The organism is Arthrobacter sp. 05L45_2, assembly GCF_056397525.1.
The window spans coordinates 1-16,183 of record NZ_JBFTNO010000048.1; the positions used below are offsets into that span (position 1 = coordinate 1).

The 16,183-nt window shown below is 69.7% G+C and carries 18 protein-coding genes; 7 read left to right on the forward strand and 11 right to left on the reverse strand.

Annotation, left to right across the window (positions count from 1 at the left end; all coding sequences use genetic code 11):
* Nucleotides 1-201: helix-turn-helix domain-containing protein (locus AC1DHD_RS05890; RefSeq protein WP_476878813.1), on the reverse strand; the 201-nt coding region annotated here is incomplete at its 3' end.
* Between the two features lie 278 nt (nt 202-479).
* On the opposite strand from AC1DHD_RS05890, the gene AC1DHD_RS05895 reads away from it, so the two are divergent.
* Nucleotides 480-2,006 (forward strand): sodium:solute symporter family protein, encoded by a 1,527-nt coding sequence (locus tag AC1DHD_RS05895; protein ID WP_476878814.1) that lies wholly within the window; start codon nt 480-482, stop codon nt 2,004-2,006.
* A 124-nt stretch (nt 2,007-2,130) separates the two neighbouring features.
* Here AC1DHD_RS05895 and AC1DHD_RS05900 read toward each other — a convergent pair whose 3' ends face one another.
* Complete coding sequence (locus tag AC1DHD_RS05900; protein WP_476878815.1) at nt 2,131-2,361, reverse strand: hypothetical protein; 231 nt, start codon at nt 2,359-2,361, stop codon at nt 2,131-2,133.
* A 301-nt stretch (nt 2,362-2,662) separates the two neighbouring features.
* Between AC1DHD_RS05900 and AC1DHD_RS05905 the strand changes: the two genes are divergently transcribed.
* Together AC1DHD_RS05905 and AC1DHD_RS05910 are read left to right on the forward strand one after the other, a co-directional pair.
* Nucleotides 2,663-3,781, forward strand: coding sequence for a VIT1/CCC1 transporter family protein (locus AC1DHD_RS05905; protein ID WP_476878816.1), 1,119 nt, complete (start codon nt 2,663-2,665; stop codon nt 3,779-3,781).
* The gene (locus AC1DHD_RS05910; RefSeq protein ID WP_476878817.1) at nt 3,781-4,731 is read left to right on the forward strand and encodes a matrixin family metalloprotease; all 951 of its coding nucleotides are present in this window, start codon (nt 3,781-3,783) and stop codon (nt 4,729-4,731) included. Before AC1DHD_RS05905 ends, AC1DHD_RS05910 begins: the two co-directional genes overlap by 1 nt.
* Here the strand turns inward: AC1DHD_RS05910 and AC1DHD_RS05915 are convergent.
* Entirely contained in the window at nt 4,728-5,861 is a 1,134-nt protein-coding gene (locus tag AC1DHD_RS05915) for an LOG family protein (protein WP_476878818.1), read from the reverse strand. The genes AC1DHD_RS05910 and AC1DHD_RS05915 overlap by 4 nt on opposite strands.
* A gap of 9 nt (nt 5,862-5,870) precedes the next feature.
* Nucleotides 5,871-6,347: an SRPBCC family protein gene (locus AC1DHD_RS05920; protein WP_476878819.1), complete on the reverse strand. Its 477-nt coding sequence runs from the start codon at nt 6,345-6,347 to the stop codon at nt 5,871-5,873.
* Between the two features lie 51 nt (nt 6,348-6,398).
* Here AC1DHD_RS05920 and AC1DHD_RS05925 point away from each other — a divergent pair, with 51 nt between their 5' ends.
* Complete coding sequence (locus AC1DHD_RS05925; protein WP_476878820.1) at nt 6,399-7,223, forward strand: gamma-glutamyl-gamma-aminobutyrate hydrolase family protein; 825 nt, start codon at nt 6,399-6,401, stop codon at nt 7,221-7,223.
* On the opposite strand, the gene AC1DHD_RS05930 is transcribed toward AC1DHD_RS05925, so the two are convergent.
* Nucleotides 7,220-8,452 carry an MFS transporter gene (locus tag AC1DHD_RS05930; protein WP_476878821.1) on the reverse strand — a complete coding sequence of 411 codons (1,233 nt, stop codon included), beginning with the start codon at nt 8,450-8,452 and terminating at the stop codon, nt 7,220-7,222. The genes AC1DHD_RS05925 and AC1DHD_RS05930 overlap by 4 nt on opposite strands.
* A gap of 167 nt (nt 8,453-8,619) precedes the next feature.
* Between AC1DHD_RS05930 and AC1DHD_RS05935 the strand changes: the two genes are divergently transcribed.
* The 3 genes from AC1DHD_RS05935 (at nt 8,620) to AC1DHD_RS05945 (ending at nt 10,047) form a co-directional block, all read left to right on the forward strand.
* Nucleotides 8,620-9,069, forward strand: a complete 450-nt coding sequence (locus AC1DHD_RS05935) for a MarR family winged helix-turn-helix transcriptional regulator (RefSeq protein ID WP_476878822.1) — start codon at nt 8,620-8,622, stop codon at nt 9,067-9,069.
* Between the two features lie 139 nt (nt 9,070-9,208).
* The gene (locus tag AC1DHD_RS05940; RefSeq protein WP_476878823.1) at nt 9,209-9,568 is read left to right on the forward strand and encodes an ArsR/SmtB family transcription factor; all 360 of its coding nucleotides are present in this window, start codon (nt 9,209-9,211) and stop codon (nt 9,566-9,568) included.
* The gene (locus AC1DHD_RS05945; RefSeq protein WP_476878824.1) at nt 9,565-10,047 is read left to right on the forward strand and encodes an SRPBCC family protein; all 483 of its coding nucleotides are present in this window, start codon (nt 9,565-9,567) and stop codon (nt 10,045-10,047) included. Before AC1DHD_RS05940 ends, AC1DHD_RS05945 begins: the two co-directional genes overlap by 4 nt.
* Here the strand turns inward: AC1DHD_RS05945 and AC1DHD_RS05950 are convergent.
* The 6 genes from AC1DHD_RS05950 to dhaL form a co-directional block, all read right to left on the reverse strand.
* On the reverse strand, nt 10,005-10,808 hold the full coding sequence (locus AC1DHD_RS05950) for a triose-phosphate isomerase family protein (protein WP_476878825.1): 804 nt from the start codon (nt 10,806-10,808) through the stop codon (nt 10,005-10,007). The two genes, AC1DHD_RS05945 and AC1DHD_RS05950, sit on opposite strands and share 43 nt — an antisense overlap.
* 32 nt (nt 10,809-10,840) lie before the next feature.
* A complete protein-coding gene (locus AC1DHD_RS05955) occupies nt 10,841-12,187 on the reverse strand; it encodes an MFS transporter (RefSeq protein WP_476878826.1) in 1,347 nt (448 codons plus the stop codon).
* Nucleotides 12,188-12,276: 89 nt separating this feature from the next.
* A complete protein-coding gene (locus tag AC1DHD_RS05960; RefSeq protein WP_476878827.1) occupies nt 12,277-13,044 on the reverse strand; it encodes an SDR family NAD(P)-dependent oxidoreductase in 768 nt (255 codons plus the stop codon).
* A 30-nt stretch (nt 13,045-13,074) separates the two neighbouring features.
* Nucleotides 13,075-14,028, reverse strand: coding sequence for a 3-hydroxyacyl-CoA dehydrogenase family protein (locus AC1DHD_RS05965; protein ID WP_476878828.1), 954 nt, complete (start codon nt 14,026-14,028; stop codon nt 13,075-13,077).
* Nucleotides 14,025-14,543 carry a ribose-5-phosphate isomerase gene (locus tag AC1DHD_RS05970; protein ID WP_476878829.1) on the reverse strand — a complete coding sequence of 173 codons (519 nt, stop codon included), beginning with the start codon at nt 14,541-14,543 and terminating at the stop codon, nt 14,025-14,027. The genes AC1DHD_RS05965 and AC1DHD_RS05970 overlap by 4 nt, the downstream gene beginning before the upstream one ends.
* Before the next feature lie 12 nt (nt 14,544-14,555).
* The coding region (gene dhaL, locus AC1DHD_RS05975; RefSeq protein ID WP_476878830.1) for a dihydroxyacetone kinase subunit DhaL at nt 14,556-16,183 on the reverse strand (1,628 nt) is incomplete at its 5' end.

Sequence of the window (16,183 nt, forward strand, 5' to 3'; positions counted from 1 at the left end):
GGAGAGCACCTGGCAGAGGGTGACCAGCGAACTCACCGACGGGGAGGTGAGGTCCCGTTCGACCCTGCTGAGGAATCCCTTGGTCAGCCCGGTGGCGTCCGCGACCTGTTCGATGGTGAGCCGCTGCGACTGCCGGGCGGCGCGGATCCTGGAACCGATGGCAACGGGCGCATTGCTCGGTTCTACGGGTAGAGCCTTCATGAGGGAAACCTTTCACGGCCGGCCGCGCGGCCCCAGCGTTGGAGCCAATCCTAACTGGAGACACGCGCTGGAGCGGCAGGCCGGACACGCCGTCGTAACACCTTGACTGTTACCGACGTCACACCCTACTGTTTGGCAACAAGTGTTGCCTATTAGGCAATGAACCGGGTGTTCCCCTCCGGAGCCCTCCGGCACTCTACCGTCAAGCAGCCACGGCGGCCCGCAACGTTGCGGCCCGGCCGGCAGCGCTRCTTCCGAACCGCTCCAAGGAGCCCTCAATGGACGCAAGTTTCGTCAACATCGCCATCGTGGTGGTGTATCTCGTTGCCATGCTGGCCTTCGGCTGGTGGGGCAAGTCCCGCACCAAGAACAACAGCGACTTCCTGGTGGCCGGCCGCCGGCTCGGCCCCTTCCTCTACACGGGCACCATGGCCGCCGTGGTCCTCGGCGGCGCGTCCACGGTTGGCGGTGTGGGGCTGGGCTACAAGTTCGGCATCTCCGGGATGTGGCTGGTGGTCGCGATCGGCGCCGGCGTGCTGCTGCTGAGCCTGCTCTTCGCGGGCACCATCCAGAAGCTGAAGATCTACACCGTGTCCCAGATGCTGAGCCTGCGCTACGGCAGCCGGGCCACACAGACCTCGGGCATCGTGATGCTCGCCTACACGCTGATGCTCTGCGCCACCTCCACCGGCGCCTACGCCACGATCTTCGTGGTCCTCTTCGGCTGGGACCGTTCCCTCGCCATCGCCATCGGCGGCGCGATCGTCCTTGTGTACTCCACCATCGGCGGCATGTGGTCCATCACCCTGGCCGACCAGGTCCAGTTCGTGATCAAGACCGTCGGCATCTTCCTGCTGATGCTCCCCTTCACACTCAACGCCGCCGGCGGCCTCGACGGCATCCGCAGCCGCGTTGACGCCAGCTTCTTCCAGATGGACGGCATCGGCGTCCAGACGATCATCACCTACTTCGTTGTGTACACGCTGGGCCTGCTGATCGGCCAGGACATCTGGCAGCGCGTGTTCACCGCCAAGACGCCGTCGGTCGCCCGCTGGGGCGGCGCCACCGCCGGCGTCTACTGCATCCTCTACGGTGCSGCCGGCGCSCTGATCGGCCTGGGCGCCCGSGTSGCCCTGCCSGMCATCGACGTCAARGCSCTCGGCAAGGACGTCGTCTACGCCGAGGTCGCGACCAACCTGCTGCCGRTCGGCATCGGCGGCCTGGTGCTGGCCGCGGCCGTGGCCGCCATGATGTCCACCGCTTCCGGCGCCCTGATCGCCGCCGCCACCGTGGCCCGCGCCGACGTCCTGCCATTCGTGGCCGGCTGGTTCGGCAAGAACGTCAACACCGACGACTCGGACAACCCGGAGCACGACGTCAAGGCCAACCGGATCTGGGTCCTGGGACTGGGCGTGGTGGCTATTGTCATCGCCATCATCACCAAGGACGTGGTGGCGGCGCTCACCATCGCCTACGACATCCTGGTCGGCGGCCTGCTGGTCGCCATCCTGGGCGGCCTGCTCTGGAAGCGCGGCACCGGCGCCGGCGCGGCTGCCTCGATGGCCGTCGGCTCGGTGATCACCCTCGGCACCATGATCGTGCTGGAGATCAACGCGGAGGTCCCGCTGGACGGTATTTACGCCAACGAACCGATCTACTACGGCCTGCTGGCCTCCGCGGTGGTCTACGTCGCCGTGTCGCTGCTGACCAGGCCGACCGACGCCGCCGTGATGGCGCACTGGCGGGACCGGGTTGCCGGCGGCGCAACGCCGGAAGAGGACAAGGTTCCGGCCCTGAACCACTAGCAGGGTCCGGCAGCGGCCGGTTTCAGGTTTCGAAGGACGCACGACGGCGGCGCCTCCCCACCGGGGATGCGCCGCCGTCGTGTTCCCTGCCGTCGTGCCACTCGGGGCGGGACCCCGGACAGGGCTACTCCTCCCCCGCGTCCCTGAACTCGTCAGCGTCGACCGGCGGGGTCGGCTGGTCGTCGCCGAGGAAATCGTCCGCGTCCAAGGGGACGAGCCGGTCGGCTTCCTCCAGTAGTTCCTCGTCGTCGGGCTCCGCGGCGCCGACGGGGGCGTCTTCGGCGTAGTCGTAGGCGGGGTCGGATTCGATGGAGTCCCTGGCCGGCTGTGCGGCGTGTGGTCCGGTGCTGTCCATGGTGCAACCTCCGTGGGTCGGGCGGCGGCAGTGCGAGTCGGGCCGCCCGGAGCCTTGCACCGGTCCCGGACAACCACCCGGGCGGGCCCGCCGGAGAACCCGCCCTGGCCTCCATTCGAGCACCGGGGACGGTGGGGGTCAAGGGCCGCCGGGCCCCCGGTAGGCGGTGCTGTGCGGGAGCTGTTTTTACGGGCCGCCGAAACTTTCCGCTGAGGATTGCCAGCCGAAAACCCCCGGAATTACGGGGTACGCTGGAGTCGCAATGGGGCCGCATCATGCCCCATCGAGCCCAGGAGTTTACGTGTCCCAACACGCCCCTTTTGACCAAAACCACGCTACCGCCGCCACCCCGGCGGACATCAAGCGCTGGCGGCAGTACCTTGCCGACGAACGCGCCGAGGCCGCGGTGTACCGCGATCTCGCGCAGAACCGCAGCGGCGAGGAACGCGCCATCCTGCTGGCGCTGGCCGAAGCCGAAGGCCGGCACGAGGCGCACTGGCTGAATCTGCTCGGCGAGCACGCCGGCCGCACCCGTCCCGCCTCGCTCCGCAGCCAGTTCCTTGGTTTCCTGGCCCGGCACTTCGGGTCCGTTTTTGTCCTGGCCCTGGCCCAGCGCGCCGAAAGCCGCTCGCCTTACGCCAACGATCCCTCGGCCACCCCGGCCATGGTCGCGGATGAGCAGATCCATGAGGAAGTGGTCCGCGGCCTGGCCACGCGCGGCCGCAACCGCCTCGCCGGCAGTTTCCGCGCCGCGGTCTTCGGCGCCAACGACGGGCTGGTCAGCAACCTCTCCCTCGTGATGGGTATGGCCGCCTCCGGCGTGGGCAGCTCCGTGGTCCTGCTCAGCGGCGTGGCGGGCCTGCTGGCCGGCGCGCTGTCGATGGGTGCCGGCGAGTTCATCTCCGTGCGCTCCCAGCGTGAGCTGCTGGCCGCGACCCGGCCCACCCAGGTCACCCTGGCCGCYGCGCCGCTGCTGGACCTCGAGCACAACGAACTTGTGCTGGTCTACCTGGCCCGCGGCATGTCCCGGGAGGCAGCGGAGCACCGCGTGGCCGAGCGGATGGGCCTGCTCGACTGCGACTGCGATCCCAGCCTGTCCCTGCGGCCCGAACTCCCGGAGACCGAGGACCAGCACGAGGCCGTCGGCACGGCGTGGAACGCTGCGGCGTCGAGCTTCTGCTTCTTCGCCTCCGGCGCCATCATTCCGATCATTCCGTTCCTGCTGGGCATGACCGGCATCGCCGCCCTGGTGGTCTCCGCCGCCCTGGTGGGCGTCGCGCTGCTGCTCACCGGCGGCGTCGTCGGCCTCCTGTCCGGCACCTCCCCCACCAGCCGGGCGTTCCGCCAGCTCGCCATCGGCCTCGGCGCGGCCGCGGTGACCTACCTGCTTGGCCTGGTGTTCGGCGCGGTGGTCGGCTAGTGGACGACCCCGGGTTGCCGGACTCCGGGTTGCGGGACCGGGGGCCGCGGCACGGCCGCGCCCGCGGTGCCGCCCGCGTGGTCCGGAACCTGGCCGCCGTGGTCCTGATCGCCGGAGCCGCCTTCCTGACGGCAGGGCTGGCGTACGGGGATCCGCGGTTCGTGGGACTGTTCGAGTTCAACGGCGGAGCCGACCACCAGCAGGCCCGTCCCCTGGCGGGCCACCCGACCGCCAGTCAGGCCGGCCGCCACGCCGGCGTCCCTGCCGGCGGGGAACAAATGGCGGTGCCGCCGCCGGGCTTCGAGGAACAAAACCAGCCCCTGGGCCAGCCGCAAACGCCGCCGGTGGACAGCAAGTCCTACAAATTCCTGGCCACCAACGCCGACGGGAGCCCCGTGGGCTACTCCCCCTGCCGGCCCCTGCATTATGTGGTGAACGCCGCCCTGGCCCCCAAGGGCGCCGGCAAACTGGTGGAGAACGCGATCCGGACGGTATCCGAGGCGACCGGGATCAGGTTCATCGACGACGGCGCCACCACCGAGCTGCCGTCGCAGACGCGGGCGCCGTACCAGAAGGAACGGTACGGCGAGCGCTGGGCTCCGCTGCTGATCGCGTGGACCACCCCCGAGCAGGCGCCGCAGCTTAAGGGCACCGTGATCGGAACGGGCGGCAGCACCCATTTCAGCTACGGCGACGGACCCAAGAGCTACGTGACCGGCAGCCTGGAGCTGGACGCGCCGCAGATCGGCGAGGACCTGGGCCGGGCGGACGGCGCGGCCTATGCCACGGCGGTGATCCTGCACGAACTGGGCCATGTCATGGGCCTGGAGCACGTCAGCGACCCCAAGCAGCTCATGTACCCGGAGATCGGTACTCCCGACGGCCTGGCCGCCGGTGACCTGAACGGCCTCTACGCGCTGGGCCACGCCCAGTGCCGCAAGGACCTCTAGGGTTCCAGGACGGCCACTGCCTCCTGGACCGAGTCCACCAGGAAGATCCTGTCCTCCATTCCCCGGCCCGCGGCGAGGCTCTGCAGCAGCGGCCACGCCGGGAATCGCCGCAGCCAGTGCTCCCGCCCCACCAGCACCATGGGCGTGATGGTTTCGGGGGCGGCGTAGTAGTTCTCGCAGGCGTCCTGGAAGATCTCCTGGATGGTCCCGCCGGAGCCGGGCAGGAAGATGATCCCGCCGTTGCAGAGTTCCAGCAGGATCGCCTCCCGGATGGCGTTCGCGAAGTATTTGGCGATGTGCGTGGCGAAGAAGTTGGGTGGTTCGTGCCCGTAGAACCAGGTGGGGATGCCCAGGGACGGAGTGCCGTCCGGATGGCGTTCGACGACGGCGGCCGCCGCCCGCGCCCAGGCGGACACCGAAGGCCGGAAGCCGGGCACGGCGGCGAGGTCCGCCAGGGCCCGCTCGAAGACGGTGTCATCCGCCGCGCTGAGGTACGCGCCGAGGTTTGCGGCTTCCATGGTGCCCGGGCCCCCGCCGGTGGCGACCACCCGGCCGTTCCTGGCCAGGAGCCGGCCGAGCTGCGCCGCCTCGGCGAAGCTGGCCGAGCCGCGGGCCTCGGCGTGGCCGCCCATCACGCCCACCAGGGACCGGCCCCGGCACAGCTCGGAGCGGGTCAGTTCGTCCAGGGCGTCGCCGATCGAATGGTCGTGCAGCGCCGCGGCCAGGGTCGCGTCCAGCCGGTGCCGCTGGCCGGGCCGGATGCTCCACTGGTAGACGCGGGCGTCGAGGGTGTCCTCATACCGGGAGTCGGCGATGCCCGCATAGAGCTCCTGCGGGGTGTACAGCTGGCCGCGGTAGGGGTTGAACGGCACCTCGTCCAGCTTGGGGAAGATCAGCGCGCCGCGGGCGCGCAGGGACTGCTCCACGCCGTCGTCAAAGGTGCAGCCCAGGAAGATCGCTCCCTGCGCTGCCAGGGATTCGAGGGTTGACCGCCGCCCGCGGAGGTCCAGCGATTGCAGATGCCAGCCGTGCATGGTGCGCGCGCCGTCCCGGACCATCCGGTCGAAGGTGTCGAGGCTTTCCACCTCGAGGGTGCGCGGGCTCGGGTGCAGGCTGCGGGCAGCGCTCATCCGGCGCCTCTAGCCCCGGCGGCCGGCGGCGCCGGCGGCGCCAAGGTGGGCGTCGAGCTTGGCCAGGGTCTGTTCCAAGTTGGCGGGGTGGCGGCGGAGGTAGCCGGCCAGGCGGAGGAAGAACTTGCCGCGCACCCCGCGGGCGTCCCACTGCTCGGTGACGGTGGTGCCGGGGATGCCGGCGGCGTCGGTGCCGGGTTCCAGCAGGTACCGCCAGATGTGCCCGTAGAAGTGGCGCCAGGCGATGCGGCGGCCTTCCTCGAATTCGCAGACGGTGTTGAGGATCTTGTAGTCCACGCCGATCTTCATGTCCATCCCGAACTTCGCACCGGGACCCAGCCGCTGCGGGCCCCTGGGCTGGGCGCCCTTGACGGTGTCGGAGCCGTCGATCACGCTGTGCAGGGCGGGGGTGGCGAGCACCTCGAAGATGGCTTCCGGGCTGGCGGCGATGAAGCGGCTGCGGGACACGAGATACCTGTTGTTCATCCGGCAATCCTAGCCCTGCGGAAAATCCGCAGTTGTGATGCAAAATGAGTCATGCAGAATCCAGCACGGCCCGCTGCCGGCCGCCCCCGTATCGGTATCCCGGTGCGCCTGACGAGTTCCTCGAACCCGGATCCGCGGGTGGCCGAGGCCAACGCTCTGTTCGATTACATCGTTGACCTGGTCCGCGACGGCGGCGGCGAGCCCGTGCTGCTCACCGCGGCGGAGGGAACGGAAGGGCTCGACGGCGTGGTGCTCCCCGGCGGCGGCGACCTCGCCCCGGAGCTGTACGGCGAGGAGGCCGGCGGCGCCTGTTACGACGTCAACCCCGGGCAGGATGCCCTGGACATCGCCGTGGCCCGGCAGTCGATCGACGCCGGGCTGCCGGTGCTGGGCATCTGCCGCGGCCACCAGCTGCTGAACGTGCTGTATGGCGGCAGCCTGATCCAGGACATGGACCCGGGGTCCGTGGCGCACCGCGAACCTGCCCCGGCCCACGATGCCGGACCCTGGGCGTGGCACGAGGTCGGGATCGCCGCCGGATCGAAGGTAGCCGGGCTGTACGCGGCCGAACAGGACACCGGAGAACAGCGCCCCGGAGTTCAGGGCACCGGAGTTCAGGGCAGCGGAGCGCCGGCGCTGACCGTCAAGATCGCCTCCGGACACCACCAGGCAGTGGCCCGGGTGGCCAACGGCCTCGTGGTGACGGCCGTGGCGGACGACGGCACCGTGGAGGCGCTCGAGGACCCGGCGCGCTGGGTGGCCTCGGTCCAGTGGCACCCGGAGGCGCGGGAGCTTCCGGCCGGGGAACGGCTGGCGCCGTTCCGGGCCTTTGTGGAGGTCTGCCGGAGCAGCCCCGCGCGTCCGCAGCCGAACTAGAGCCGCTGCAGTTCGGCGTCGTCGTCCCGGACCGCCGTCTCCGGCGCATTGGGGACGGCCGTCTCCGGGGTGCGCGGTGCCTTGCGCGCGGCGGCGGCTGCGAAGGCCATCACGGCCAGGCCCAGCAGGGTGATGCCCGCGCCGGCCCAGATCGGCGAGGTGTAGCCGAGGCCGGCGGTGATGGTCACGCCGCCCATCCAGGCGCCCAGCGCGTTGCCCACGTTGAAGGCGCCGATGTTGGCGCCGGACGCGAGCGTGGGGGCGGTTTCGGCGTACTTCATCACCCGCATCTGCAGGCCGGGCACGGTGGCGAAGCCGAAGCCGCCCAGCAGCACCATGGACGCAATGGTGATCGGCTGGCTGGTCGAGGTCAGCGCGAACACAACCAGCACCACCACCAGGGCCGCCAGCACCACCAGCAGGGTGCGGTCCACGTTCCGGTCCGCGGCCCGGCCGCCGACGGTGTTGCCGATGAACAGCCCCACCCCGAAGAGGATCAGCAGCCACGGCACGGTGGAGGCGGCGAAGCCGGTGACCTCGGTGAGGGTGAACGCGATGTAGGTAAACGCCCCGAACATGCCGCCGTAGCCGAGGATGGTCACGGCAATGGAAAGCCAGACCTGGCCGGACCGGAAGGCGCGGAGTTCGCCCCGCAGACCGCCGGCGGCACCGGGCGCCCCCGCCCCGGTCTTGGGCACCAGGGCCAGGATCCCCGCCAAAGCGAGCACCCCAATGCCGGTGATGGCCCAGAACGTGGAGCGCCAGCCGGCGGCCTGGCCGAGCATGGTGCCGAACGGCACGCCCAGCACGTTGGCGGCCGTCAGTCCGGTGAACATAATCGCGATGGCGCCGGCTTTTTTGGAGGGGGCGACCATGCCGGCGGCCACCACCGCGCCGATTCCGAAGAAGGCGCCGTGGGCCAGGGCCGCGATAATCCGGCCCACCATCATCAGCGCATAGTCCGGGGCGAGCGCGGAGACGAGGTTGCCGGCAATGAAGAGGATCATCAGGACCGCGAGCACGGGCTTGCGTTCGAACCGGGTCACGGCGGCGGTCAGGAGCAGCGCCCCGACGACGACGGCGAGCGCGTAGCCGGAGATCAGCCAGCCGGCGACGGCCTCGCTGACGTGGAAGTCCGCCGCCACTTGCGGCAGCAGGCCCATAATGACGAACTCGGTGAGTCCGATTCCGAACCCGCCGAGGGCGAGGGCTATCAGGCCGATGGGCATGGCGATGCTCCTTCAAAACTGTACGGGGGTGTGTGCGAGGCGTAAGCTAGTAGTTGCAGACGCGTTATTTATTGTTGCACACGCAACTATAGCGCGCAAGCAACTATATTTGGCACCCCGCGTCCGCGCCGGACAGCAGGAGCCCGACCTGGAAGGGAGCACAACTGATGGGCATCAAGGACGACGCCGTCGAGGTCCGGGCGCAAGGCTGGCGGACCCTCGCGGCACTGCACGGACTGATCGAGGCGGAGCTGGAGCGCTCCCTGCAGGCCGAGGCGCAGCTCTCCGTGGTTGAATACACGGTCCTGGACGCGCTCAGCCGGCAGGACGGCTGGCATATGCGGATGCAGCAGCTGGCCCGGGCGTCCGCCCTGAGCGCCAGTGCCACCACGCGGCTGGTCAACCGGCTSGAGGASCGCGGGCTGCTGACCCGGATCCTGTGCGCGGACGACCGCCGCGGGATCTACACCGAGCTCACCCCGAGCGGCATCGCCCTGCTGGACCAGGCCCGGCCGGCCCACGACGCCACGCTGGAGCGCGCACTCGCCCAGGCCCAGGAGGTCCCGGAGCTCGCCGCGCTGGTGGACGCACTCCCCCGGCTGCACGCGCGGGTCTAGCCGGGTCTAACCGGGGGGCAGCAGCCGCCAACCCCTTGGCAAGCGGCACCGGCGGGGGTACGGTTAAACAACCAGAAGGTTGATCAACACATCAGTTGATTACGGAGCTGGTGACCGTGTAGCACGAGAGCGTGACGCCATGGCTGACGACGACGGACTCCTCGACACCGCTTTCCTGGCGCTCGCCGACCCCATCCGCCGCAGCATCATCGCCCGGCTTAGCCGCGGCCCGGCCACGGTCAACGAATTGGCGGAACCCTTCGCGATCACCAAGCAGGCGGTCTCGAAGCACATCCAGGTGCTTGAGCAGGCGGACCTCGTCACGCGCACGCGCGACGCCCAGCGCCGGCCCGTCCACCTGAACCCCGCACGGCTGGAGGCACTCACCGCGTGGATCGACCGGTACCGGCTGGTCCGCGAGGGGCAGTTCCGCAGCCTCGATGCCGTGCTCCAATCCCAGGCTGCCGAACGCGGCACCCAGGCAAAGGACTCATCATGAGCAACGTACTGAAACTCACGGTTCCGGAAGACCTGCCCTTCATCGACTTCGAGCGGGAGTTCGACTTTGCAGTGGCCGACGTCTTCCGCGCCCACAAGGAACCCGAACTCGTCGCCCAGTGGCTCGGCCCACGGCGGCTCACCATGGACGTAGACCACTACGACTTCCGCACCGGCGGGACCTACCGCTACACCCATACCGGGCCCGACGGCGTCGCCCGCCAGTTCAACGGGGTCTTCCACACCGTGCGGGAGAACGACTTCGCCGTCCAGACCTTCGAGTACGGCGGCTACCCGGACGTGGTCAGCATCGAGTTCATGACCTTCGAGGACCTCGGCGGCGGCCGCACGAGGCTGAGGGCCCACGCCGTCTACCCGAGCATGGAGGCCCGGAACGGTATGGCGGAATCCGGGATGGGCGACGGGCTCTCCGAGGCCTACGAACGGCTCGAGGAACTGCTGGCCGGCGCCAAGGTCTGACGCGCCAGGGCCTCGTCCAGCACCAGGCCGAGGTTGGACGCGTCGTGGGCAAACCGGCCCAGGAAGAGTCCGTCCGCCGCCAGTTGCGGCAGCAGCCCGGGTCCGGCGCTGCCGCCGTAGATGATGGGGCACCGGCCGTCCAGCCCGTCGCGGATCAGTCCCACCACGGCGTTGACGTACGACGGCGGGGCCGGCCGGTCCGCGCCGATCGCCCAGACCGGCTCGTAGGCGAGGACTAGTCCCGCGCCCAGTTCCGCGTCCCCGGCGGCAGCGGACCGGACCTGGCCCAGGCAGAACTCCGCGGCTTCCTCCGGCGCCGTCTCCGCCGGCTCGCCGACGCACAGCAGCGACGTCAGCCCGGCGTCGGCGGCGGCCCGCACCTTGCGGGCCACCACGCCGTCGTCCTCGCCGAACTGGGCCCGGCGTTCGGCGTGGCCGATCTCCACCAGCGTGACGCCGAGTTCGGCCAGCAGGCCCGGGCTGACTTCGCCGGTGAGCGGCCCGTCCCCCCAGGCGCAGTTCTGCGCGCCGAGAAGTATCGGCGAGCCGGCCAGGAGCGTCCTGGCCTCGGCCAGGACCGGGAACGAGGGGATCACAAAGACCACCACGTCCCGGCCAGCGGCCAGGGCGGGGCGTTGGTCCACCACGGCCCGCACCTCCGACAGCCAGCGCAGACTTTCCTGGTAGCCCAGGTACATCTTGGTGCTGACACCGACGTACAGCGGGCGTTCGGTGTCACTGGTGCCGGAGGTGCGGGTCATGGGTTTCCTTAGGTGGTGCGGTGGGCCGGACGTCAGTCCAGGAGCTCGTCCGCCTTGTTGCTGAACCGTTTGGTGGCAAACATCATGGCCGCCGCCACGAACGGCAGGACCCCGAGGGCGTAGACCCCCATCGACCCCGTGGGCGAGTGCGTGGCCTCGTTGACCGCCGTCCGCAGGATCGGAGCGACGAACCCGCCGAGGTTGCCCAGGGAGTTGATCAGGCCGATCCCGGCTGCCGCGGCGGACCCGGCGAGGAACGCCGTCGGGTAGGACCACACCACCGGGCCGACGGCCAGGAAGCTGCACACCGCCAGGGTGATAAAGACCATGCCGAGCACGGGCTGGTGGTTGGTGCCGGCCCACGCCGACCCGAAGATGCACAGGCCCGTGGAGAGGAACAGGATGGTGCCGAACTTCCGCCGCTTGGCCACCGTGTTGGCCGCCCGGCCGATGAAGTAGCAGGCGAAGATGCCGAAGAACCAAGGGACGGCGATCAGGAGGCCGACGGCGAGGCCCACCTTCTGCCCGGTCAGCGAGGACACCTGCTGCGGCAGGAAGAACGTCACGCCGTAGACCGCGATCTGAAGGCAGAAATAGATCGCCGTGAAGTACCAGACCCGGCCGTTGCGCATCGCGGCGAGGATGCCGCGGGGGCCGTGCTCGTCCTTGATGTTGTCCTCAAGGGCCATCACTTCCTTCAGCGCATACTTTTCGTCGCTGCTGAGGAACTTCGCCTTGTCCGGGCCGTTGATGAGGAAGAAGAAGGCGGCGATGCCGGCCACGACGGCGAGCAGGCCTTCGACGAAGAACATCACCTGCCAGCCGCGCACGCCCGGCACCTGGTCGCCGATGTTGATCAGCCAGCCGGACAGCGGATTGCCGATCATCTGGGAGAACGGCTGCGCCAGGTAGAAGATCGCGAACATCTGCACGCGCACCTTGTTCGGGAACCACTCGGCGAGGTACATGATGACGCCCGGGAACAGGCCGGCCTCGGTCACACCGAGGAGGAACCGCAGGATCACGAACGAGGTTTCGCCCTGCACAAACGCGAAGCAGGCGGACACAATGCCCCAGGTGATCGCGATGCGGGCCAGCCAGACTTTGGCGCCGACCTTTTTCAGCAGCAGGTTGCTGGGGATCTCAAAGATCGCGTAGCCGATGAAGAAGATGCCGGCGCCGAGGGCGAAGGCCCCCGCCGACACCCCCTTGTCCGCACCCAGGGCCGCTTCGGCGAAGCCGACATTGGTCCGGTCCAAAAATGAAACGACGTACAGAATGACCAGCATCGGCATCAGCCGGCGGGCCGCCTTGGAAATCGCGGACTTCAGGACCGGTCGGGCCAAAAGCTCCTTGGATGTAGCGGTGGATACGGACACAGCACTCTCCTTCGAGTGATGAGGTGGGGTGGTTCGCCCGCGGGCCGGCGGCCCGCGGTTCCCTGCTGGTTTCCGGGTTCCGGAAACCGTCAGTGCATATACAGGCCGCCGTCGACGTTGAGCGTCTGGCCGGAAATGTAGCCTGCGTCCTCGCCGATCAGGAAGTGGATCGCGGCCGCGACATCGCGGGTGTTGCCGACGCGGTTCACCACCAGGTCCTTGACGAGTTCATCCTTGCGTTCCTCGCTGAGGGTGCCGCCCATAATGTCCGTGTCGATCGGACCCGGGGAGATGGCATTGACARTGATGTCGTACTCGCCCAGCTCCCGGGCCGTGGCCCGGGTCAGGCCGATGACGCCGGCCTTCGCCACCGAGTAGGGGGTCTTGCTGAAGGTGCCGCCGCCGCGTTGGGCGGAGACCGAGGAGATGTTCACGATCCGGCCGAGCCGGTTCCGGGCCATCGATTCGGCGGCCCGCCGGGTGGCGTAGTGGACACCGTTCATGTTGATGTTCAGCACGCGGTCCCACTCTGCGGCGTCGAGTTCGAGGTAGGGCACCGGGGAGCTGACGCCGGCGATGTTGGCCAGGGCCACGAGCTGCGGCAGTTCAGCCTCGATCTCGTCGACGGCAGCGCGGACCGAGGCCTCGTCGCCGATGTTGGCGCCGGCGCCGTGGGCTTTGACGCCGTGCTTGGCGGCGAGCTCCTTGGCCAGGGCCTTGCTGGCGGCGTCGTCGAGGTCGATGACGCCGATGTTCCAGCCGCGCTCGGCGAGGTAGTCTGCGGTGGCCCGGCCGATGCCGCGCTCGGAGACGGCGCCGGTCACGATCGCGGTGCGCTCTGCGGGGAAGGTGGTCATGGGGTTCTCCTAGGGCTGGATGGGGTGGGGCTAGCCCAGGGGTGCGGGGCCGAGGTCCTCGATGAGTTTCTGCATGGCGACGTAGGCCTTGTTCCGGTACGCGACCAGGGCGGCGGTCCGTTCGGCCGGGACGTTGAGGAAGCCGGAGCCGGTCTTGGTGCCCAGCTGGCCGGCGTCGACCTTTTCCTGCAGGATCTGCGGGGTGGCGAACCGTTCCGGGAAGCCGGTCTGCAGGGATTTGTAGCAGAAGGCGTAGACGTCGAGCCCGGCCATGTCCGCGATGGCGAACGGCCCGAAGAACGGCAGCCGGAAGCCGAAGGTGGTGCGGACCATCGTGTCCACATCTTCGGCCGTCGCGATGCCCTCCTCGACCACCTGCGCGGCCTCGTGGAACAGAGCGTACTGCAGGCGGTTGAGGACGAAGCCGGTGACGTCCTTGACGGTGGCCGTTTCCTTGCCGGTTTCGCCCACAATCGTGCGGGCCGTCTCGATGGTGGCCGCCGAGGTGCCGGCGTGCGGGATGACCTCGACGCCGGGAATGAAGGGCGCGGGGTTGGAGAAGTGGACCCCGAGGAAACGCTCCGGGTTCGCCACTACCTCGGCGAGTTTGGCGATGGAGATGGTGGAAGTGTTGGACCCGATGACGGCGTCCGGGCGGGCGGCTGCGCTGATGCGGCTGAGGGTGCCGTGCTTGATTTCGAGAACTTCGGGCACGGCCTCTTCAATGTACTCGGCGTCCGCGACGGCCTCTTCGATGTCCTTGGCCGCCCAGAGGTTTTCCTTGAGCCGCTCGGTGGAGCCGGCCGGGAACAGCCCGGCGTCAACGAATTCGTCGGATTCCTTGAGGAGCCGCTCGTAGTTGCTTTGGGCGACTTCGGCGGAGACGTCGGCGAGGGCGACGCGGGCTCCGGCGAGGGCCAGGACCTGGGCGATCCCGCCGCCCATGTAGCCCGAACCGACGACGGCGATGTTACGTGCGCTCATGCGTTTTCAATTCCTTCCGAAGCTCCCTCGTAGGAGTGGATAGCGTCCACCTTTGCCGCGGACGCGGAGGTGTCATCAAAGCGGTGGCCCAGCCATTCGCCGACCAGTTTCTTGGCCAGTTCCAGTCCGATCACGCGCTGGCCGAGGGTSAGSACCTGSGCGTTGTTGGACAGGACGGMSCGYTCCACGGAGWAGCTGTCGTGGGCGGTGACGGCGCGGATGCCGGGGACCTTGTTGGCCGMGATGGCCACCCCCAGGCCCGTGCCGCAGATCAGCAGGGCCCGGTCGGCCTCGCCGGCGGCCACCTTGCGGGCGGCGGCGACGGCCAGGTGCGGGTAGGCGGTGCTGTCGTTGGCGCCGACCCCGACGTCCTCGACGGACGCGACCCGGGGGTCGGCCTCGAGGAGGTCGCGCAGGGCGTTTTTGTATTCGACGCCGGCTTCGTCGTTGCCGACGACGATCCGCCAGCCGGCGGGGGCCGTCTCGGTGGCGGTGGGATCTGTGGTGTTGGTCAAGGGAGTACTCCTTCAGCTGCGTTCAATGGAGGCGGCGTAGTCGGCGACCCGGCCGGCGATCAGGCCGAACGACACGGCGCCGGGGTCGGGGTGGCCCAGGCTCTTCTCCGCCAGCGGACGGGCCCGGCCCTTCTTGGGGCTGAGGGACGCGGTGGCCTCGGCGGCCTCGGCGGCCGCGTCGGCCGCGGTCCGCAGGCTGCTGGCCAGCCCGKCGCCGTCGTCGATYGCCYGGTKGAARACGTCGGCGAACGGCAGCAGCGCGTCCACCATGGTTTTGTCCCCGGCTTCGGCCTTGCCGAGGGTGCGGATGGCGTCGCGGAGGGCGGCGACGGCGGCTGCCGCGTCCGCCGGCGTGTAGGCGTCCTTGCTGCCCAGGGCCCGGCCGGCGGCGGCTACGGCGGCGCCCCACAGGGCCCCGGAGGTGCCTCCGGCGCGCTCGGCCCACTGCTCCCCGGCGGCGGTGAGGACTTCCTCCAGCCCGGCGCCGGCGGCGTGCGATTGTTCGGCGGCGGCGACGGCCGCGTCCACGCCCCGGCGCATGCCGATGCCGTGGTCCCCGTCGCCAGCGATGGCGTCAAGTTTCCCGAGGGCTTCCTCGTGTTCGATGACCACCGACTGGGCGACTTTCAGCACTCCCACGGCCGTGGCGGCGAGGGTGGCCGACGCCGGGGTGGCGGCCAACGCCGTGACCGCGTCGGCGCCGGCCGCGGCGGCCACGGTCCGGTGGGCCCGCGGGGCCAGGTTGCCTTTGCGGAACGCGGGGGTGTCGGCCGGGGCGGACCAGAAGGCCTCCAGCTCGGGATCCAGCCAGAACAGGGTCAGGGACAGGCCCGACATGTCCAGGCTGGTGACCAGTTCACCGCACTCCGGTTCCACGGTCTCCAGGCCGGCGGCGCTCAGGAGGGCCTCGATCTTGCCGAAGAGCACAAACAGTTCGTCGTATTTGACGGTGCCGAGGCCGTTGAGGATCGGCACCACGCGCCGGCCGGCCGTGTCGGGTTTGTCTTTCAGCAGCCCGTCCACCAGCAGGGCGGCCAGTTCGCTGGCCGTGGGCAGCGGCTGTTCGGAGATTCCGGGTTCGCCGTGGATGCCCAGGCCCACGGACATCATGCCCTCGGGCACCGTGAACAGGGGCTCCGCGGCGCCGGGCAGGGTGCAGCCGGCAAAGGCGACGCCGAGTGACCGGGTGTGGTGGTTGGCTTTGACCGCCAGCCGCTCCACCTCGTCCAGGTCCAGCCCGGCTTCGGCGGCGGCACCCGCGACTTTGAAGACGGTGAGGTCCCCGGCGATGCCGCGGCGCTTCTCGATCTCGGCGAGCGGGGCGCTGGCAATGTCGTCGGTGACCAGCACGGTGCGGGTCGGGATGCCTTCGGCGTTCAGCTTTTCCTGGGCCTGGCCGAAGTGCAGCACGTCCCCGGCGTAGTTGCCGTAGCTGAGCAGGACGCCGCCGCCGGTTTGGGCGGCTTTGGCCACGCGGTAGACCTGGCCCGCGGAGGGCGAGGCGAACATGTTGCCGCAGGCGCTGCCGGCGGCCAGGCCGGCGCCGACCAGGCCGGCGAAGGCCGGGTAGTGCCCCGAACCGCCGCCGATCACCAGGGCGACATGGTTGGCGGGGGTTTCGGTGGAGCGCACCACACCCC